The 20,003-nt window shown below is 63.7% G+C and carries 18 protein-coding genes, 1 tRNA gene and 1 pseudogene; 9 read left to right on the top strand and 11 right to left on the bottom strand.

Annotated features, from left to right (window positions below; all coding sequences use genetic code 11):
• Positions 1–90 precede the first annotated feature (90 nt).
• Positions 91–1,308 carry a cation:proton antiporter gene (locus ACFWP0_RS19910; RefSeq protein WP_377844908.1) on the bottom strand — a complete coding sequence of 406 codons (1,218 nt, stop codon included), beginning with the start codon at positions 1,306–1,308 and terminating at the stop codon, positions 91–93.
• Between the two features lie 274 nt (positions 1,309–1,582).
• On the opposite strand from ACFWP0_RS19910, the gene ACFWP0_RS19905 reads away from it, so the two are divergent.
• The 6 genes from ACFWP0_RS19905 (at position 1,583) to ACFWP0_RS19880 (ending at position 3,725) form a co-directional block, all read left to right on the top strand.
• Positions 1,583–1,673: transfer RNA gene (locus ACFWP0_RS19905), tRNA-Ser, on the top strand.
• 232 nt (positions 1,674–1,905) lie between these two features.
• Positions 1,906–2,193 (top strand): XRE family transcriptional regulator, encoded by a 288-nt coding sequence (locus ACFWP0_RS19900; RefSeq protein WP_377844906.1) that lies wholly within the window; start codon positions 1,906–1,908, stop codon positions 2,191–2,193.
• Between the two features lie 15 nt (positions 2,194–2,208).
• Positions 2,209–2,547: an SOS response-associated peptidase family protein gene (locus ACFWP0_RS19895; protein WP_377844904.1), complete on the top strand. Its 339-nt coding sequence runs from the start codon at positions 2,209–2,211 to the stop codon at positions 2,545–2,547.
• 11 nt (positions 2,548–2,558) lie between these two features.
• Positions 2,559–2,702 carry a hypothetical protein gene (locus ACFWP0_RS19890; RefSeq protein ID WP_377844902.1) on the top strand — a complete coding sequence of 48 codons (144 nt, stop codon included), beginning with the start codon at positions 2,559–2,561 and terminating at the stop codon, positions 2,700–2,702.
• Between the two features lie 335 nt (positions 2,703–3,037).
• Positions 3,038–3,460, top strand: a complete 423-nt coding sequence (locus ACFWP0_RS19885; protein ID WP_377844900.1) for a type II toxin-antitoxin system HicB family antitoxin — start codon at positions 3,038–3,040, stop codon at positions 3,458–3,460.
• A 1-nt stretch (position 3,461) separates the two neighbouring features.
• Positions 3,462–3,725 (top strand): XRE family transcriptional regulator, encoded by a 264-nt coding sequence (locus ACFWP0_RS19880; RefSeq protein ID WP_377844898.1) that lies wholly within the window; start codon positions 3,462–3,464, stop codon positions 3,723–3,725.
• A gap of 1 nt (position 3,726) precedes the next feature.
• Here the strand turns inward: ACFWP0_RS19880 and ACFWP0_RS19875 are convergent, their stop codons facing one another.
• Positions 3,727–3,846 carry a lysis system i-spanin subunit Rz gene (locus tag ACFWP0_RS19875; RefSeq protein WP_377844896.1) on the bottom strand — a complete coding sequence of 40 codons (120 nt, stop codon included), beginning with the start codon at positions 3,844–3,846 and terminating at the stop codon, positions 3,727–3,729.
• A pseudogene (locus tag ACFWP0_RS19870) lies at positions 3,792–4,091 on the bottom strand (hypothetical protein); the annotation flags it as partial. The gene ACFWP0_RS19875 and the pseudogene ACFWP0_RS19870, both read right to left, overlap by 55 nt.
• A gap of 105 nt (positions 4,092–4,196) precedes the next feature.
• Here ACFWP0_RS19870 and ACFWP0_RS19865 point away from each other — a divergent pair.
• Positions 4,197–5,273: an acyltransferase family protein gene (locus ACFWP0_RS19865; protein WP_377844894.1), complete on the top strand. Its 1,077-nt coding sequence runs from the start codon at positions 4,197–4,199 to the stop codon at positions 5,271–5,273.
• On the opposite strand, the gene ACFWP0_RS19860 is transcribed toward ACFWP0_RS19865, so the two are convergent.
• Complete coding sequence (locus ACFWP0_RS19860; RefSeq protein ID WP_377844892.1) at positions 5,256–5,399, bottom strand: hypothetical protein; 144 nt, start codon at positions 5,397–5,399, stop codon at positions 5,256–5,258. The genes ACFWP0_RS19865 and ACFWP0_RS19860 overlap by 18 nt on opposite strands.
• Positions 5,400–5,551: 152 nt before the next feature.
• Positions 5,552–5,905 carry a hypothetical protein gene (locus ACFWP0_RS19855; RefSeq protein WP_377844890.1) on the bottom strand — a complete coding sequence of 118 codons (354 nt, stop codon included), beginning with the start codon at positions 5,903–5,905 and terminating at the stop codon, positions 5,552–5,554.
• Between the two features lie 583 nt (positions 5,906–6,488).
• Between ACFWP0_RS19855 and ACFWP0_RS19850 the strand changes: the two genes are divergently transcribed.
• Complete coding sequence (locus tag ACFWP0_RS19850) at positions 6,489–10,877, top strand: autotransporter domain-containing protein (protein WP_377844889.1); 4,389 nt, start codon at positions 6,489–6,491, stop codon at positions 10,875–10,877.
• An 81-nt stretch (positions 10,878–10,958) separates the two neighbouring features.
• On the opposite strand, the gene ACFWP0_RS19845 is transcribed toward ACFWP0_RS19850, so the two are convergent.
• Together ACFWP0_RS19845 and ACFWP0_RS19840 are read right to left on the bottom strand one after the other, a co-directional pair.
• Positions 10,959–11,894 carry a tripartite tricarboxylate transporter substrate binding protein gene (locus ACFWP0_RS19845; RefSeq protein ID WP_377844887.1) on the bottom strand — a complete coding sequence of 312 codons (936 nt, stop codon included), beginning with the start codon at positions 11,892–11,894 and terminating at the stop codon, positions 10,959–10,961.
• 50 nt (positions 11,895–11,944) lie between these two features.
• Complete coding sequence (locus tag ACFWP0_RS19840) at positions 11,945–13,876, bottom strand: metallophosphoesterase (RefSeq protein ID WP_377844885.1); 1,932 nt, start codon at positions 13,874–13,876, stop codon at positions 11,945–11,947.
• A 108-nt stretch (positions 13,877–13,984) separates the two neighbouring features.
• On the opposite strand from ACFWP0_RS19840, the gene ACFWP0_RS19835 reads away from it, so the two are divergent.
• Entirely contained in the window at positions 13,985–14,797 is an 813-nt protein-coding gene (locus ACFWP0_RS19835) for an IclR family transcriptional regulator (RefSeq protein ID WP_377844883.1), read from the top strand.
• A gap of 23 nt (positions 14,798–14,820) precedes the next feature.
• Here the strand turns inward: ACFWP0_RS19835 and ACFWP0_RS19830 are convergent, their stop codons facing one another.
• From ACFWP0_RS19830 to ACFWP0_RS19815, 4 genes are all read right to left on the bottom strand, one after another.
• Positions 14,821–16,419, bottom strand: coding sequence for a methyl-accepting chemotaxis protein (locus ACFWP0_RS19830; RefSeq protein ID WP_377844881.1), 1,599 nt, complete (start codon positions 16,417–16,419; stop codon positions 14,821–14,823).
• 280 nt (positions 16,420–16,699) lie between these two features.
• Positions 16,700–17,317, bottom strand: a complete 618-nt coding sequence (locus ACFWP0_RS19825; protein ID WP_377844880.1) for a flavin reductase family protein — start codon at positions 17,315–17,317, stop codon at positions 16,700–16,702.
• A 3-nt stretch (positions 17,318–17,320) separates the two neighbouring features.
• Positions 17,321–18,280: a carbon-nitrogen hydrolase family protein gene (locus tag ACFWP0_RS19820; RefSeq protein ID WP_377844878.1), complete on the bottom strand. Its 960-nt coding sequence runs from the start codon at positions 18,278–18,280 to the stop codon at positions 17,321–17,323.
• A 14-nt stretch (positions 18,281–18,294) separates the two neighbouring features.
• Positions 18,295–19,947, bottom strand: coding sequence for an MFS transporter (locus ACFWP0_RS19815; RefSeq protein WP_377844876.1), 1,653 nt, complete (start codon positions 19,945–19,947; stop codon positions 18,295–18,297).
• Between the last annotated feature and the right edge of the window lie 56 nt (positions 19,948–20,003).

Below are 20,003 nucleotides of genomic sequence, written 5' to 3'. Positions count from 1 at the left end.
TCTGGCGCGAAGAGCGGGAAGCGGAAACGGGCTACAAGTGTAGCTGCCCGGCAAGACGGCAATCATGCCATGTCCCCACGGACTGCGGGGTCAAGCGGCGGGCGGCTTATCCTCTGGAGCGGACGGCGGCGGCGCGCCGGTTCCGGCAGCGTCGGCCGTGGGCAGGTCGGCCATGCCGCCCATTTTTTCAGGCACGCGCTCAAGCAGCTTGATCAGCATGGGCACCACGCCCATCGACACCGCCACGATCACCGACAGCACGTCGCGCTGCTCCAGGTTCATCAGATGGTTGTCCCAGGCCTCGTTGAAGATGGCAAAGCTGAATTCCCCGCCTTGCGCCAGCACGACCGCGAACAGCAGGCGGTGGTAGCGGGGCAAGCCCAGAAAGCGCGCAAAGCCATACAGGACCAGGGCCTTGACCGCCAGCAAGGCGGCCACGCCCGCGAAGATGAACAGCCAGTGATGGGCCACCACCTTCAGGTTGATGGACATGCCGATGGCCACGAAGAACAGGCCCAGCAACAGCCCCTTGAACGGTTCGATCGCCTTTTCCAGGTCATGCCGGTAGCGGGATTCGGCCATCAGCACGCCCACCAGGAATCCGCCCAGGCCCGCCGACAGGCCCGCGTAGTCGAACAGCTGGGCGGCGCCCACGACCATCAGCAGCGCGGCGGCGGTGAAGAGTTCGTTCAGCTCGGCCTTGGCCGCCCAGCCCAGCAGCCGCAGCCGGTAGGCGATGGCCACGACGGCCACGGCCACCAGCGCCTCCTTGAAGGACGGCGCCGAGGTCCCGTCGGCCCCCAGCAGGCCGGCCGCCACCAGCATGGGAATCGCCGCCATGTCCTGGAACAGCAACACCCCAAGGGCGGACCGGCCGAGCGGCGTGCGCGTCAGCGCGCGCTCGTCCAGCAGGCGCAGCGCCACCGCCGTGGACGACAGCGCCAGCGACAGGCCGCACAGCACCGCCGCCTGCCATTCCATGCCGGCCAGGTGCCGCAGGGCCGCGCCAAACACCAGCCCCAGCAGCAGGCCGCAAGCCAGCATCTGCAGGGAACCCAATATGAAGACTTCGTTGCGCATGGCCCACAGGCGCTTGGGCGACAGCTCCAGGCCGATGATGAACAGCATCATCACCACGCCCCACTGGGAGACGCCGACCATCGTGTCCACGTTCGTCACCAGTTTCAGGCACGACGGCCCGACCAGCACGCCCGCGATCAGGTAGCCGGGAATGGCGCCCAGGCCCAGGCGCTGGGTAATGGGCACGCACAACACGGCCGCGAGCAGGAGGATAAGAATCAGATCCATGGGCGACTGAAGCCTGGGAGAAACGCGGGCAGAGGGAGAAAAGTCCACGCCGGGACCCCGGCATGTCGAGATTCTGCGCAAAGAACGCCGGCGCCGAAAGTCCGTTGAAACCCGTTGTAGGGATCTTTCAGGCATCCCCTTTACACAAACAAAAAAAATCCTGTAGAATTGCGGGCTTCGCTGCTCCGACAACGAAGATCCTTCCGACCAGGGATCTATGTGAGAGACCCGTCCTGCCAAGGACAGTGATTTCAACGTTACGGAAACCAGCCACGGAGAGGTGGCAGAGTGGTCGAATGTACCTGACTCGAAATCAGGCGTACGGTATCCCCGTACCGTGGGTTCGAATCCCACCCTCTCCGCCAAGTATTTCAAGCACTTACGTGCTTTGCAGAGGCCCCGAAAGGGGCCTTTTGCTTTTGGGCTGGTGGGGGAAATTTTGTCCGACTTTTTGGCGAGCTGTATCTTCATCCAGCTATGTCCTACTTCATCCCCATCGCCACGAACCCAGGCGACAGCGATGGCCACCGCAGTGATGGCATTCACCAAACTCTTCCTCTAAACTAAAAAGGCCCCCGCGAAAGCGGGGGTTTGCTCATGAAAGGCTTCAGGAACTACACCGCGCCCTCGACCGATGACCTTGCCCGACTGAAGGAAGAATTGTGTTTGACGGGCAATGAGATGGCAGACTTGGCCGGAGTGTCGGACAACCGCCAATGGCGCAAATACACGGGCGGGGCCGCTCCCAGGGATATGAACGCAGCTATGTTGTTCTTGATGGCTGCGCGCCTCACCCTGACCGAGGAGCAACTGGCCCCTGTGCTAGACAAGATGCGCACCATCGGGGCAAGCTTCGACTTTCAGGAGGCTGGCCACGACTCCTGACGCTCAGGAGGAGATATGTGCAGCCACTACCAGACCCTGAAAGACGCCGAGCTGCTGTTGAAGAAATTCGGCACGCGAGACCAGCGGGCAGCCATCGGCAAGTACGACATGTGGCCCAGGTATCAGGGTGTCTTCGTTCGGCGTCCTGTCGAGCATGACGCAGGCGACGAGGCTACACCAGAGCGCGAAGCTGCTGCAGGCCGCTGGGGCCTAATCAGCGCGACGGCGAAAGCCGATGGCCTGGACAAGGCTGGCAAGCTTTCCACGTTCAACGCCCGCAGCGAGACTGCCCAAGTCAGAGGGGCGACATCTACGACGAACTGCGAGCGCGCCTTGTCGTCGAGCCCTGTGTAGTGGAGCGGGACATGGACACCCAGGGCCTGATCGAGACCCCAGAAAAACTGCGCAAGGGCATGGCACCCAAAGTCGAAGCCTGGGAAGCCGGATGGATGGCCGAAACGAAGTCTTGGAAACTGCCGAGTAGCGTGAGGTTGCGCCACGCGCACTAGAGCGACGCCGCAACTGAAGAAGCAACGAGCGCCCCACATCGGGGCGCTTCTGATTTGTGGCCAGGGCGCGCAAGGGAACGGCTCGCCAATAAATATTTATCTGCGGTAATCTTTTTTGCTTACTAAGTAATCGTTTTTGATTACTATGACTTTACTGTCAACAAACAAGGGAGGTGCGGTGAAGTTAAGCGAAGGGAAGCAAACCATCATGCCAAGGCACCCAGGCGGAGAAAGCCTAAGAAAGGAAATTCTTAAGCAACTGGGATTGAAGTAAAGGGAGGCCCCGAAAGGGGCTTCCCACTCGCATTCACCGCACCACCCTGGAGAGCAAGAATATGCTGCGTTACCCAGCCAAAATCCGTCCAGACACGGTCGGCTACTACGTCACGTTCCGCGATATCCCCGAGGCATTGACCGCCGGCGACGACTTCGAAGAAGCAAAGGCGATGGCCGCCGATGCGCTGCTCACCGCCATGGACTTCTATTTCGAAGACCGCCGCGCAGTTCCCCCGCCTTCAGCGCCCGAGCCGGACGAGGTTTTGATCGCCTTGCCCGCAAGCGTCACTGCGAAGATCTACGTTCTGAACGAGATGATCTCGCAGGGCGTTGGGCCTACGGAACTGGCGAACCGCATGGGCATACGAAAGCAAGAGATGACCCGCATTGTCGACCTCAAGCATTCGACCAAGATCGACACGCTCGCAGCAGCGCTCCAAGCGCTTGGCAAAGACCTGGAGCTAACGGTGCGAGATGCCTGATATGGACTACATACCTCCTACCTCAGGCGATCTCCAGGCCCTCAAGATCAAGCTGGGCTATACAGGCAAGCAAATGGCCGCGCTGGCCTGCGTCGGTGAGCAACACTGGCGCAAGTACACGGGCGGCGCTGAGCCGAAGGATATGCCCTATCCAAACCTGTTCCATCTCGCCGCATCGCTGGAATTGAGCCCGGAAGACTTGGCCCGCGTTCGCGCCCGGATGCAGGCTATCGGCGCCACGATAGACAACACCGAAGAGGCGTAGGCTATGGCAGCCGCGCCTGGCACGCGGCCAGCTGCGCAGTCACTTGCTGGATTCCAGCCCGGAGGGCGAAATAATCCGATCGAGCAGCGGGATCAAGCTCGGGGCGGGCTCCATTACCCACGCGGGCGGGGGCCCCGGCTTCGGGCTCCTCTCACGCAAGGCCGCCATGCGCGCCTCGCTTTCCGCTTGTTCTCTCCGGTCGCGCCGGCGCTGATCGTAGAGATTGGCAGCCAGGCCCACCACCGCGACCAGGCCCCCGGCCCAGCCTATCCAGTTGACCTGGGCGAACCAGCCAACCACGCCGGTTACTGCGCCCGCTTCTGTCGTGCGATTCGCGGCCAGGATTGCCGCATCGTCCAGCTTCATCTTGATGATCCCTTGGGGCATGGTGCCTCCGTTTGGACGAAAAAAAGCCCGCCGAAGCGGGGGCGTTCAATAGGACATACAATCCAGAAAAAAATCGGTGACACAATGCGCGAGACATATCTGGATGGTTTGAGGGGATGGGCGTCCCTATTCGTACTCTTCGGCCATCTAGGGCCTGTCTTCCTTTTGACTGGAAGTACGTTTCCGCCTATCCCGTTTTTCATCGACGCCAGACTGGCCGTCTTCATATTCTTCGCCTTATCCGGCTACGTTCTTTCCATCAATTTCTTCCATACGGGTGATCGTGTCAGCGTGGTCTCTCTGGCATTGCGCAGATATCTGCGCCTCACCATCCCCATCGCTGCGTCCCTCCTAATCGCGTTCCTCGTACAGGTTTCCGGCGTGGCCCAGAATCAGGTGGCTGGGGTCGCAGCGGATAGCCCCTGGCTGGCTCTAGGCTTCAGCGTCCCCGTAGGCTTCCCCGAATTGCTTCAGTTCGCCCTGTGGGATGTCTACCGGTTCGATCCACGAGATGCAATTTTCTATAACGCCGCGCTCTGGACGATGCCATTCGAACTTCTAGGCTCGTTCCTGATTTTTGGCTGTTTACTGGTGGCCGGAACATCCCGGCTCGCGCAGGCCACGATCGTCTGTACTTTCTGCGCCTTGACCTGGTGGGCCAACTCGTACTTCCTGCCATTCGCGCTCGGCATGGCCGTCGCCCTGCTTCGCGCTGCCGCATGGCCCGGCCCCGCCAGGGGAATCGCTGCCGCAGGTCTGTGCGCTGTTCTGGTCCTAGCTGCTTTACGACTCCCAGAGGACAGCATCAGGTCGCTTTCAATTTTTGCCACTCTTATCCTAGCCGCCTGTATGCTGTCGCCGGGCGCCCGGAGGTTCCTAGATCTTCCAATTTCCCAATGGCTCGGGCGCATATCCTTTCCGCTATACCTGACGCACCTTTTTGCCATCTACACGGTTGGTTCCTCCCTCTACCTTTGGCTTGGAGACGGCGGAAAAGTCACCGCCGCTGGGGCGCTTGTGGTTGCGGCAGCCTCGACCGGTACCGCCTTGGCCCTTGCCGCCGTATTCCTTCCGGTAGAGTCCTTTTCAGTATCAGCCGGCCGCAGTTTCAGCCGTTATGTGCTCAGACTGGCGTCTGGGCCCCTACGCGCCCGGGCCTGATTCCGGCTCGTTACCAACGGCCAGCCACTGCAGGTATGCCTGATAGTCCGCCTTCTCCAGGTCCATCGGGATGGAAGTGAAATCGCTGACACGGTATATGGTGCTTTCGTCGATGATGCGATACATGGTCACGGCTCCGCCGAGATGGTGCGCCAACAGCATTACCAAGCAGTTTGGTAGCGTTACCTTAAACAAGAGCTGGCGAGTTCGCCGTCGCGACGATGCCCGCAGACGAATCGCTTATTGCGTTGAACACCAGCGACGTCAGACCAACCGCCTCACCACCGGACGCTGAAACGGCCATTGCGCCACTGTGCGATATAGAAGGGGGCCCCGCTTTTTGCTAAACACCAAGAGCCCTCCGCAACCGTGGCGGTCACTGCTTGACACATGCCGTATATCCTCGCGGATACCGTCGTGGTCTGCACTTCTGTGTATCGCAGGCAAAGGTCCATCTCCGCGCCTTCTGGCCGATTCTCGAACATGGTTTGGTTCGTCCCGGCTTCAAGCTGGGCCAGCGTCAGCGTGCCGGTCCCGAACTCGATATTCAGGTTCGCGCCGCCAGTAACTGCCGCCGTGATCGGGCTTGCCGCAAACGAGCCGGCCGCGATTCGGCCCTGAGCCGTGCCCATCCACGCCAGGGTATGGTCGCCGGAGCGCAGGTTGTTATCCCCGTACCATGGGTTCGAATCCCACCCTCTCCGCCAAGTATTTGTTTCGGTGAATGCACCGAAACCCAAAAAAAGCCCGCAACTCGCACAGAGCTGCGGGCTTTTTTTCGCCCTTCGTCATCTCAAGCAATCTCTTGCCCCCTCTCTTTGACGGTGGTTTTGACGGCGCGCATCGAGCACCGTCAATAGAGACCGTCATATCAGCGCCGAAATACGCCCGCGCGGGTAATTACTCCCATGATTCTGTCTTCTTTACGCATCTATCGGAAAGCGAGAGTGGCCTATGTCGATCAAGCAGAGAGTTATTTGCAAAAGACCACGCTATAGTTGGCGCAGCGGGCCTTTCGACCCCGCGCCGCCTGACTCTCCGGTCCTGTCAATGGTTCACGGCGGCTCTTAAATTCAATGGATGTGATCTATGTGATTCTTGTCGCGACGACACTGCTTCCAGGTTGCCCAGCGCGATAACCCTGTTGCGGAGACTTGCTTTATGCGTACTTCCTCGATAGTGCCTCCAAGCATCTCGCGTGCAGTTGACTCGAGCTTGCCGCTTCTCATCGCAACCGCCATCTTCCTGACGTACACATCGCCCGCACATGGCGATGGCCGCGGCGGCAACAACAGCGCGGCCCTCGGCGGAAACGGAGCGTCGGGCGGCGCCGGCGGCGGCGGCGGCTCCAATGGCGTGGGCGGCGTGGGAAGCGCACAGGTCAGTCCCGGTCAAAACGGCAGCAATGGCAATGGCGGCGCGGGGAGCGCGGGCAATGCCGTGACCGGCGGCGCCCCGGGCGCCGGCGGCTCGGGTGGGGCTGGCGGGACCGCCTCAAATCCGGTGGGCGAGGCGGGGGAAGCTGGTGACGATGCCGTTTGCGGCGCCTGTACAGGCGGTATCGGCGCCGGCGGCGGCGGCGGCGGCGGCGATGGCTTCAACGGCGCCGCCTTGACAGGTGTCGCCGGGCCCATTGTCGGTGGCAGCGGCGGAAATGGCGGCAACGTCGCTACCTCCTCGCCCTTCGGGGGAGATGGCGGTAGCGGTGGCGGGGGTGGCGCGGGGGCAGTGATCGTTGGTGGCGGAAGCACCGCGACCTCCGCAAATATCACCGGCGGCAATGGCGGCAATGGCGGCGCCCCGCTGCTGCAAGGCGGCGCCGGCTTCGGCGGCGGCGGTGGGTCGGGCCTGGTCAACACCGGTGTGAACCTGAGCAACAGCTTCATGATCACCGGCGGCAATGGCGGCAATGGCGCCGCGGGGGCCCAGGCCACCCATGGCCGAAGCGGGGGCAATGGCGGCGCGGGAATCCTGGGCTCGGCCTTCACCTTGAACAATTCGGGGGTCATCCAGGGGGGTAGCGGCGGCACGACCGGCGCAAATTCGGGGCTGGCGTCCGGAGGCATCGCGACGGGAGGCGCAGGCATCGAGGGCGCCGATCTCCAGATCATCAACACGGGAACGATTGCCGGCGGCTTGAGCGGCAACGGGAGCACCCGCGCGAATGCGGTCTCCTTTACCGGCGGCGCCAACAGCCTGGAATTGCGGCAAGGCTGGAACCTCATCGGGAACGTCAACGCTTCGGGCGGCGCCAACGCCCTCATTCTAGGCGGGGACGTCACCGATCTTTCCTCCAACCCCGCCGGCACCTCCGTCTCCACCGTGTTCGACGTCTCGCAGCTGGGACCCAACTATCAGGGTTTTACGAGCTTCTCCAAGACCGGCGCGAGCGTCTGGCAATTGGTGGGAACCACCTCTGGGGCGGTGACGCCCTGGAACGTCTCAGGCGGCACACTGCAAATCGCGGTCGCCGGGAGTTTAGGTCCGGTATCGGCTACCCTCACCCTTGATGGCGGCACGCTGCGCACAACCGCGAGCTTGACGACGGCACGCTCGGTCACGCTCGGCGCCGCCAGCGGCATATTCGAGTCAGTGGGCGCCACCACGCTGACGCTGGGCGGGACGATCTCTGGAGTCGGCGCGCTTACTAAAACGGGGACGGGAACGCTGACCCTCACCGCCGACAGCAACTATACCGGCGGCACGACGATCTCCGCCGGCACGCTGCAGGTCGGCAATGGCGGCACCAGCGGTTCGATCATCGGCAATGTACTGAACAATAGCGCGCTCGCCTTCAACCGCGGCAACGCAATTGCTTACGCCGGCACGATCTCGGGGACCGGCACAGTCAACCAGATCGGCAGCGGAACGACCACGCTTACGGGCGCGGCATCTTCGGTTGGCTCGGTCAACGTGCAGGCCGGGACATTGGCCTTCGCGCAGAACGGCTTGTTCCAGTCCGCCAGCCACGCCACGCAGGCCGGTGCGGCGACATCGATCGGAGGTGCGTCCCGACTCTCGGTCGCGGGGGCCTTTACGCAAGCCTCGGGTTCAGTGCTGGGTGTGGCGATCGGCGGCAACAACCCGGCCATCACGGCGCAGACCGCGGCGATCGACGGCGCCCTGAACATCACCGGCTTCGCCGCCGGCGCGCCGACTTCGGCAAGCGCGCTGACCAGCACTCAGTTCACCGTGCTCCAAACGACCGGCGGCATTGCAGGCGAGTTTGCCGCGGTCGACTTCGGAGCTGCGGCCAGCGCTGTCGACTACCTCACCCTCTCGGGCGCGAAGACCGCCAATAGCCTCGACTACAACATCGGCTTCGGCCTGACATGGTCGGCGGGTCCGGCGCTCGGCAACGGCGTCTTCACCCTGGCCAACCCGACCGATACCTTCGATGTCGACGTAATGCTGGCGGACCAGGCCCCTTCGACGACCGGCTGGAACGGCCGCGACCTGACCAAGAACGGCGCCGGCACGCTGGCCCTGTCGGCGATCAACACCTACACCGGCCAGACAATCGTCAATGGCGGCACACTACAGACCGGTATCGCCAATGCCTTTGCACCGAGTTCGGCCGTGACCGTCAATGCTGGCGCGACCCTGGATCTGAACAACTTCTCCCAGATCGCCAACAACCTGTCGGGCAGCGGCTCGATCACCCTCGGCACGGCGATGCTTACCGCGAACAATGCCGCGATCGACACCACCTTCACTGGCGTCATCGGCGGCGCGGGCTCACTCAACAAGAACGGGACAGGCGCGCTGACTCTTACCGGCGCCAGCACCTATAGCGGGGGCACGACGATTTCCGCCGGCACACTGCAGATCGGCAACGGTGGCGCCAGTGGTTCGATCATCGGCAATGTGCTGAACAATGGCACGCTCGCGTTCAACCGCAGCAACGCAATCACCTTCGCCGGGGCGGTGACCGGCAGCGGGACCATTCGGCAGATCGGCAGCGGTGTCGTTGAGCTGACAGGCGACAGCAGCGCCTTCGCGGGCGCGACCAGGGTCGAGGCCGGCATGCTTGCCGTCAACGGCGCGCTCGGCGGCACGCTCGACGTTCTCACAGGCGCCACGCTTGCGGGAACCGGGACGGTCGGGGCGACAACCGTTGCCTCTGGCGGCACGCTAGCCCCCGGACCCGACGGAGGCGCTTTCGGCACGCTGACCGTAAATGGCAATCTGACCTTCGCGGCCGGCTCTACCTATGCCGTCGGGATCGACCCCGCTGGAGGCGGAGACCTCACCCGGGTAACCGGCAATGTCGCCATCAATGGCGGCCAGGTCGCTGTCGCCAAGCAGGACGGCGCCTATCTGCCCGGCACCCGCTGGACCATCATCAGCGCCGACAGCATGGTCAGCGGCACCTTCGACACGTTGACCGAGAACTTGCCCTATGTCGGACTGTCGCTGAGCTACGATCCGGCCCATGTCTATCTCGACATCAGCCGCAACAATCAGGCGTTCTGTCTTGTCGGCTTCACCTCCAACCAGTGCGCCACCGCGAACGGCGTGGAGAGCCTCGGACAGGGCCAGAGGCTCTATGACATCGTCGCCTCGCAAACCAGCGCGCAAGCGGCGGCCTTCGCCTTCGACCAGCTCTCCGGCGAAATCCATGCCTCGGCCAAGACCTCCCTGATCGAGGACAGCCGTTTCGTGCGCGAAGCGGCCATGACCCGCATCCGCGCCGCATTCGACGGCGTTGGTGTCTCGCCTGCGCCGGTGGCCGTGGCCTATGGCGCAGGCGGGCCGATCCTGATGCCAGCCAGCACGGATCGCTTCGCCGTCTGGGGCCAGGGCTTTGGCTCATGGGGGCATACCGACAGCGATGGCAATGCCGCGCGCCTCAGCCGGTCCACCGGCGGCTTCCTGATCGGGGCTGATGCGCCGGTGTTCGACAGCTGGCGGCTTGGCGTCATCACCGGCTACAGCCACACCAGCTTCGATGCAAATGACCGCCGCTCGTCGGGTTCAAGCGACAATTATCACCTCGGCCTCTATGGCGGCACGCAATGGCGCCAGCTCGGCTTTCGTTCCGGGCTTGCCTATACATGGCACGACATCGATACGAGCCGCTCAGCTACGTTCCCCGGCTTCACCGACAGGCTCAAGGCCGGCTATAACGCCGGCACGTTCCAGGCCTTCGGCGAACTCGGCTATCGCATCGATACGCCCGTGGCCGCATTCGAGCCCTTCGTCAACCTCGCCTATGTCAACCTGGACACCGGCGGCTTTGCCGAACAAGGCGGGCTCGCCGCGCTCTCAGCCAGAAGCCAGAGCACCGACACCACCTTCACGACGTTGGGCGTGCGCGCCTCGACCGACGTCACGCTCGGCGGCATGGACCTCACGGCGCGCGGCATGCTCGGCTGGAAACATGCGTTTGGCGATACCGTGCCGCTCTCCACACAGACATTTGCCGGTTCCAACGCCTTCACCGTCGCCGGCGTGCCAATCGCCCAGGACAGCGCCGTGATCGAAGCGGGTCTTGATCTCCGCCTCTCGCCGTTGGCCACGCTCGGTCTCTCCTACAGTGGCCAGGTCGCATCCAGCGCACAGCAGCACGGCTTCAAGGCCAATCTCAGCATCAGGTTCTAGCAAATGGCCAGCGTGCAACTCAAAAGCCCCGAAAGGGGCTTTTGTTTTTTCCGCGGAATGGAAACGCCGAACCACCGCCCTCTATTTTGTCTTGGCATCCTTGAGGATTTCACCCCAGACGGCGAACTCCTCCTTTGCCAGCTTCGCGTAGGCTTCGCCGCTCTGATAGGCAACCATCTGGCCGAATTTGCCTTGATATGCGGATTTGACGGCGGGATCGACCAGGATTTTCTTGAGCGCGGCTTCCAGCCTTTGGCGGACTTCGGGATCAAGCCCGGCGGGCGCTGCCACGGACAGGAAGGAATTCTGGGAATAATCGACCAGGCCGGTTTCCTTCAGGGTCGGCACATCAGGCAGGGCCGCCCAGCGTTGCGGGCTGGTCGCGGCCAGCATGCGCAGCTTGCCGCTGAGAACAAGCGGCAAGGCGGTCGCCGGCGATGCGTTGATCAACTGGATCTGCCCGCCGATCAGCGCGGGAACGGACTCGTTATCGCCCTTGTACGGCACGAAGACCCAGTCCAGCCCCAAGTCCTGCCCCAGCCGCTGCATGGTCAACTGATTTGTCGTCCCGGCGGACAGCGTGCCGTAAGTCAGCACACCCGGATGCTTGCGCCCGTAGTCCACGAGCTCCTGCAGCGACTTCCAAGGGGCATCGGCCGCCACGAAAATGCCATAGTCGTACGGCCCCACGACGGCCAGATGATCAAAAGCGGTCAGCGGCTCGTAGGGCACTTTTTGAAGGTGGGGAATGATCGCGAGCGTCGGCAGGTTGACGGTGCCGATCGTATAGCCATCCGGCTTGGCATTGGCGACCGCTCCCACGCCGATCATGCCCCCCGCTCCCGGGCGGTTGACCACCACCACCGGCTGCTTCAGCTCCGCGCCCAGCTTCGCGGCCAGGTCGCGCGCCACGGTGTCGGTGGTCGTGCCTGGAGGAAACTGGACAATCATCTGGAGCGGATGATCAGGCCACGCGGCCTGCGCTGCCGCGGAAAGCGCAAATTGCGCGATGAACAACGAAAGGACTCTGTACATGGCAGTTCTACCCCGTTCAATTCGGATTGATATCAAGAGAAGAGCGCGATATCGCGCCAGTCAGCCAGTGTTGCGGCCCCTGCCGCCGCGGCCTGGACCGGCAGAGGAATACGGCACTGGAACGGTTTGCCTTCGGCGCCTGGTTGCAGCAGCAACGCCAGCCCATCATCCGCGCGAGAGAACGACAGCAACCTGAGCTCGCCGGCACGAGCCAGGCGGTCATGGAGCTTGCGCAGCATGACTGCGGCCCGTCGCGGGTTGTGGCGGCGGTCGACCAGGCCGTTGCGAGAGAAATAGCCGCGGTCGACATCCATGAACGTATCGAGCGTGACCGGAATATGCGGGTAGAGCAGTGCCGCCAAGGCCGCTTCAGTGCTGCGGGCCGCCTGCCGCGCGTCATTGTCTTGAACATGCGAAGACTTGCCTGCGGCCAGCACAACGTGAACCGACACTCTCAGGTCCTGCGCGCCCGCCTGTTCGGCAATCGCCTGCAATGATTCGAGCACGGGATCATCCGGCCCGATCCGGATGAGCAAACCCGCTCCCGACCGGATCAGGCGCTTGAACGCATCCAGGCGGGCCAAATCCCCGACAGGCAGGCCGCAACTCATCGTATGGTCGAATGTCGCGTGCTTATCGGTGCTGGGGCGCAAGATCGGCGCAAAGAACACCGGCACGCCAACTGCCTTGAGCCTTGCGGCAAGCGCCTCGTCTAGCGCATCTTCAGGTGCGATCATTTCGTAGCCTGCCAGGCTCGGCGCGATGGATGCCAGGCGATCGAGGGCTTGCGGCCCTGGCGGGACGGCGCCATGCACCGTGAACCGGTGGCCCAGCCCGGCCATCAGCGCCATCCGCTCGAACGCCACGTCATCGGCGACGTCGGCCAGAGGCACGCGCGCGGTCCGGACGCCCGCATCCCAGAGGTTTAGCGCGAAGTAGTCATTGCGGACGCGCTTGCGGATAAAGGCATCCAGCGGCGGATTGCAAGGCAGCAATTGCGCCCCCGCCCAATCGTGATTGAACTCCACGCCGACGGTCGGCGCGTCGTGCCCTCGAATATCTTCGCCCAGCTGCACAACCATGTCGCCGACTTCACCGGCATCGGTCGAGCCATAGGTGCGGACGAAGCGCGCAATATGGCCGTGCTCGTGCACATCGACCACGAAGAATCCGAATTTCCCCAGATCATTGCGGCCCAGTTCCTCCGCCGGCGCAACACGGAAGAGTTCGGCGTAGTCCTGGCGAAAATTCGTCGACGACGGCAACGCGTAGGACCAGGCCTTGCCGATCTTGTTCAGGAAAAACGTATGGACATGCCCGGCGAACAACGCCTCGACATTGCTGCGCTCAAGCAATTCGATCAGGCGCCGGCGCGGAGCGCCATCGATATTGTCGTAGTTGTCCTCTTCGTCGGCCGCCGTGATGAACGGCGGATAGTGCGAAAACAGGAACACGCGCTTGTCCGCCGTGGAGGCCACGACTTCGTCAAGAAAGGCCCATTGCGCTTCTTCTTGCGGCAGCCCCGAACCGAAAAGGCATGCGTTCACGATGACAAAGCAAATGCCGGCATGATCGAAACGCTGCCACTGCGCGCCGAACTTTTCCTCGTATTTCGCGCAGGTCGCCTCCGAGATGGTCGCGGCGGGATTGCCGGGCAGGCACTTGTCGCCGATATCGTGGTTTCCCGGCGCAATGTAGAAGGGCGCGTCCAGGCGCTGATAGAGCGATTGCGCGAAATGCGCGGCCGGCTCGTAGTCGGCCGTGTGCGGCAAGGGATGCACAACGTCGCCCACATGGACGGTAAACACCGGGGCGATGGCATTGATGGCCTCCACCACGACCTCATTGCGCGGATTGGCCAGATGATTCGTCTGCCAGGGGGAAGTGTTGTCCGCGCCAACCGGATTCAAGTGCGAGTCCGCCACGACCGCAAAGCGGAACAAGCGCCGTCCTTTCATTTCCATTGCCTCAACTTCCTTGTAGACATATTCCAAATAGTGGAATACAGTTATAAATAATGGTATTGCATTCTTTTATTTCGAATTCATTCCGATATCAATCGGGGAAACCCCATGACGCGTTCAACCTTGCACGAGCTTCAATCCCGCGCCGCGCTAGACGAACACCCGCAATTCGCCTCCACGCTGGCGAATGGCTTTGACGTTCTTCGATGTTTTTCCGCCGCGCGTCCCGTTCTTGGCAACAAGGACATTGCCGAGTCGCTCGGCCTGAGCAAGCCAACCGTGTCGCGGCTGACATTCACGCTGGTTGCTTTGGGCTATCTGAGCCGCGATGAAGAGACCCGCAAGTACGCCATTGCCCCGGCGGTACTGTCGCTGGGCTATCCCCTGCTGGTGCAGCTCACGGTGCGGCGGCTGGCCGAGCACGGGATGTTCGATCTGGCGCGCTTTGCACGCGGCCCGGTTTCGATAGGCATGCGCGACCGGCTCCAGGTGGTCTATGTCGAAACCGTGCACGACCGGGACAATAACGGCGCAAAGCCGGATATCGGATCCACCCGCCCATTGCTGCGCACCGCCATCGGGCACGCGTTGCTCTCCGCGCACGCGCCGAAAGACAGGCAGCTCCTGCTGGAACGCCTCGCGGCCCAGGAGCCGGAGCACGACGACAGCGGCAGACTAGCGCTGTCCGCATCGATCAAGGCGATCGAAGAGCGCGGCTTCTGCACGAGCCACGGCGCCTGGCGCTCCGACCTTATCGGTGTGGCGGCCCCTCTGCGGTTCAAGGCCAACGGCATGCCGATGGCCGTGAATGTCACCTTGCCCGCGACGGCCGGCCAGTCCGACTGGATCGAACAGGAAGTCGGCCCCCGGCTTGTATCGTTCGTGCGCGATCTGGACAGCCGCCTGGGAGCCGAGGCCTAGTTCGCGGCTTTCGGCCCTGCTTTCTAGTAAGCCGCAAGCTGCAACGCCGCCGACGGCTGGCGCGCGGCAGGCTGGATGCCCGCCTGTCCGCCGCCCGGCAGCTTGAAGGCGCTGACCGCCAGCATCAGTTCCGCCGCCTGGTCCTGCATCGAACCCGCGGCGGCGGCGGCCTCTTCCACCAGCGCCGCGTTCTGCTGCGTCACCTCGTCCATCTGGGACACGGCGCGGTTGACCTGCTCGATGCCGTCGGCCTGCTCGGCGGACGCCGCGGCGATCTCGCCCATGATGTCGGTCACGCGCTGCACCGAACTCACGATCTCCTGCATCGTCGACCCGGCGCGCTCCGCGCTGCCCGAGCCCTGGCTGATCTTCTGCACGGTGTCCTCGATCAGCGTCTTGATTTCCTTGGCGGCCTGGGCGCTGCGCTGCGCCAGGGTGCGCACCTCGGCCGCGACCACCGCGAAGCCCTTGCCCTGCTCGCCCGCCCGCGCCGCCTCCACCGCGGCGTTCAACGCCAGGATGTTGGTCTGGAAGGCGATCCCGTCTATGACAGAGACGATGTCGGCGATCTTGACGGAACTGGCCGAGATCGCGCTCATGGTGCTCACGACTTCGGACACGGTGGCGCCGCCCCGGGACGCGGTGTCAGACGCCGCCGCGGCAAGCTGGTTCGCCTGCTTCGCGCTATCGGCGTTCTGCTTCACGGTGGAAGACAGCTGCTCCATGGACGCGGCGGTCTCTTCCAGGGACGCGGCCTGCTGCTCGGTGCGGGAAGACAGGTCGGCGTTGCCGGCCGCGATCTCGCCGGACGCGGAGGCGATGCTGTCCACGCCGGTCCGGATCCTGGCGACGGTCCCGGCCAGGTTGGCGTTCATGGATTCCAGCGCCCGCATCAACTGCCCGATCTCGTCGCGGGAGGTCGCCGTAATGGTGCTGGTCAGGTCGTTGGCGGCCACGGTGCTCGCGACCCGCACGGCGGCGGCCAACGGCCGGGTGATGCCGCGGGTAAGCATGACCGCCAGCAGCAGGCCGCTCACTACCGCGAGGGAACCGATGGCGATCATCCAGAAGTTCGCCGAGACATATGCGCCCTGGATGTCGGCTGCACGGCTGTCGATATCGGCGCGCTGCAGGTTGGACAAGCGGGTGATCTGGTCGATGAACTGGCGCGTGGCCGGCAGGAATTCCTGGGCAAAGACCTTGTTGGCCGTCTCCACATCGCCGTCGGCCTTGGCCTTGAAGATCCGGTCGCGCGTTCCCAGGTAATCCCCGCGCGACTTCCGGATCCCTTCCCACAGCTGCTTTTCTTCGTCCGTCTCGATCAGCGGCTCGATCTTCTGCTGCAATGCCGAGGAATTGCGCGAGGACGCGGCGGCTTCCTCGGTGAAGAAGCCCGCCAGGCTGGCGTCGGCGCTCTTGGCGATCGCCGTGGTCCGGGTGACCCCGGCCTGGATGTTGCGCGCCCAGTCGCTGATCAGGCGTTCCTTGATCAGGGAGCGCTGCGTCACGGTTTCTACCGATTCGTTGATGTTGGCCAGGCTGACCAGGCCGACGACGCACATGACGATGATCATGGCCAGCAGAACGGAAAACCCGCCGGCCAGGCGGGCTCCGAGTTTCATGTTTTTCATACTGCCTCCGGCATCCAGGGCACCCGCAAGTCCCTGGATATCCGCCCCCAATAAATGGTGTTCGTTGTGTCAGAAAAAAGCGCCGGCGCAGAAGCCGATTCAAGGGTTTCCGCGCCAGTCCGGGAAATGCTAGCAGCGCGAATTTGCGCGGCATCTGGCGAAATGGAGAACTTATTGACTCAAGCTCATCCCTTTGCGCAAACCGGCCGCGGGCGCTGCAATGACACGCCGTCCGAGGCAAAAAAAAGCGGCCGGATCGGCCGCCTGTTCCTCACTCCGGCGCCGTTGGCCGGGCCAGCTGGAAAGTATCGGAGCTGCGCGCATACCACCCGCCGCCATGCATGCGGGCGATCAGCCCCAAGGCCGGCGTATCCACATAGCCGCGCGCCGCGTCCTGCACATGGGCGTCATCGACGTGCGCCCCCAGCACGCGGCCGATGACCACGATCTGGCGCGGGCCGGTCACGACTGTTGCCTGGCTGACACACTCCAACGACACCGGGCTGCCCTGGATCAGGGGCGGACGCACGTGCGATGCCGGACGCGCGGTCAGGCCGGCCGCCGCCATCTCGTCCACGTCGGCCGGGTAGTCCGCGCAAGTCTGGTTCATTTGCCGGACCAGCGACTCCGGCACCAGGTTCACCACGAACTCTCCGTTCTCGATGATGTTGGCGCCGGTGTCCTTCAGTTCTCCGCTGGCATGGCGCATCAGGCCGATGGCGACCGTGGGCGGCTGGTGCCCCATGACGTTGAAGAAGCTGAAGGGAGCCGCGTTGACGACGCCTTTGCCCGACATGGTGGTGACCCATGCGATCGGGCGCGGCGTGACGGTCGAGGTCAGCACGTTGTAGACCGTCTGCGCCGGCAAGGCGCTGAAATCGAAGTGCATTGCTCAGGCCTCCTGCGGGCCGGCGGCGTTGACGGCCGATACCGCGCGCTTTTCGCGGGTGTCGACCTGCAACTGGAAGACGTCGGGCCGGGCATAGTGTCCGGACACGTCGAAGTCGTACTTGCCGCGCAGGATCTGGTTGGGGTTGATGTCGGCGTACAGGATGGTCTCGTCCGAGAAATCCGGCCCGGCCAGCACCTCGCCCAGGGGGTCGATGATGGCGCTGCCGCCGCGCATCAGCACGGTGTCCGGCGCGTCGCCCAGCGCGCATTCGAAGTCCTCGGGGTAGGCGCCGCGGCGCAAGTGCTGGCAGGCCGTCAGCACATAGCAGCGGCCTTCCAGCGCAATGTGGCGCATGCTGGGGATCCAGCTGTCGCGGTCGTCGGCGGTGGGCGCGCAATACAGCGCCACGCCCTGGCTGTACATGTACATGCGCAGCATGGGCATGTAGTTTTCCCAGCAGATGACCGCCCCGACCTTGCCGTACGGGGTGTCGAAGACCGGCATGGTCGAGCCGTCGCCAAAGCCCCAGATCAGCCGCTCGCCCGCGGTGGGCATCAGCTTGCGGTGCTTGCCGGCCAGGCCCTGCTGGCCGTTGAAGTACAGCACGGTGCAGTACAGCGTGCCGCCGTCGGCCTCGATGCAGCCCATGACGACGAAGCTGTCGGTGTCGGCCGCGGCTTGCGCCACCAGCGCGACCTCTTCGCCGTCCAGGCGGATGGCCTGCCGGTGGTAGCTGGCGTAGGCGTCGCGGCCCTCGGGCTTGCGCATGCCGATGGGCGCGCCAAAGGAGTTGCCCTTGGGGTAGCCGCCCAGGAAGGCTTCGGGAAACACCAGCACGCGGGCGCCCTGCTCGGCCGCCTGGCGGATCAGCGACGCCGCCTTCTGGGCGCAGGCCACGCTGTCGGTGGGGATGGACGCCGCCTGGATGACGGCAGCCTTGAAACTCTGTTGCACGGACATGTCTCTCCTCTCTTTCAATGGACGGGGTCTTCGTCGATGGCCTTGGCGCGCGTGTTGGGCAGAAACAAGCTGCCGATGATGCCCACGATCACCATCACCGCCACCGGGTACATCAGGCCGCCGAAGATATTGCCGCTGGCCTGGGCTAGATAGGTGGCGGTAAAGGGCACGATACCCCCAAAAATGCCGGCGCCGATGTGATACGGAAACGACAGCGCCGTGTAGCGGATGCGCGCCGGGAACAATTCGACCAGATAGGAGGCGACCGGCCCGTAAACCATGGCGACCACCGCGGTCATCAGCACCAGGATCAGGATGATGGTGGCGCGGTCGATGCCCGCGGGATCGGCCCGGTCGGGGTAGCCGGCGGCCGTCAGCGCTTTGGCGTAGCTTGCGCGGTCAAAGCCGTTGACAGTGACGCCGCCCACGCTCATGGCGATCTCCTGGCCCGGCAGCGGCGCCGCGTATTCAAAGTTGATGCCCTTGCCGACCAGGAATTTCTTGGCCTGCACGCACACCTTCCTGTGGTCGGCGTGGCTGCCGATCATCGCCGCCTGCAGCCCGAAGTCGCAGGCGCCGCCGCTCGTGTCGGCGTGCACGCGCACCGGGGTCGTCTGCATGGCCTGCGCCAGGGCCGGGTTGCCGGCGTTGAGCAGCACGTTGAACATGGCGTGGTAGCCCACGGCGCCGATGAACAGCCCGGCCATCATGATCCACTTGCGGCCGATCCGGTCCGACAGCCAGCCGAACAGCACGAAGGTCGGCGCGCCGATGATGAAGCCGGTCAGGATCAGCGTGTAGACGGTGGTCTGATCCAGCTGCACGGCCTGCTGCAGGAAGATCATGACGTAGAACTGGCCGGTGAAGTAGGTTGCGCCCTGCCCGGCCGTCACGCCGATCAGCGCCAGCAGCACGAGCCTCAGGCTGGGCCACTGGCCGAACGTTTCCTTGACGGGGTTCTTGGACAGGCGGTTCTGCTGCTTCATCCGCGTGAAGACCGGCGACTCGTGCAGCTTGGCGCGCACGTAGATGGAGATGGCCAGCATCACGATCGACAGGATGAACGGCAGGCGCCAGCCCCATTGGCGGAAGTCCTCGGCGCTCATCGACGCCTGGGTGCACAGGATCACGATCAGGGACAGGATCAGCCCGGCCGACGACGTGATCTGGATCCAGCCCGTCAACAGGCCGCGACGCTTCGGTTCGCAATGTTCTGCCACGTAGATGACGGCGCCGCCGTATTCGCCGCCGACCGCCAGTCCCTGGACGACGCGCAACGTCAGCAGCAGGATCCACGACAGGTGGCCCGCCGATTCATAGGTGGGCAGGCAGCCGATCAGCACGGTCGCCCCGCCCATCATCACCACCGTGATCAGGAAGGTGTACTTGCGGCCCAGCTTGTCGCCCAGGTAGCCGAACATCACCGCGCCCAGCGGCCGGATGATGAAGCCCACGGCCAGCGCGCCCAGGGCGGCCAGCAGCGCCACCGTGGGGTTGTCCTGCGGGAACAGCACCTGGCTCATGAAGACGGCGAGCGTTCCGTAGATGAAAAAGTCGTACCACTCGAACAGGGTGCCCAAGGTCGATGCCACCACCACCTGGCGCTCCTCTTTCCTGCTGAGCGTCGGCCCCGCGTCGATCCGCGGCATTGCAACATTCGCTTCCATGCTTGCTTTCCCCTGTCGTTGTAGATTGATACTGCTGTATGCATTAACTATTATCA

Origin of the sequence: Achromobacter sp. NPDC058515 (genome assembly GCF_042721735.1) — a bacterium.
Classification (GTDB): Bacteria; Pseudomonadota; Gammaproteobacteria; order Burkholderiales; family Burkholderiaceae_B; genus Achromobacter.
Note: the sequence above shows the minus strand (reverse complement) of the source record. Positions and strands in the feature narration are given on the sequence as shown.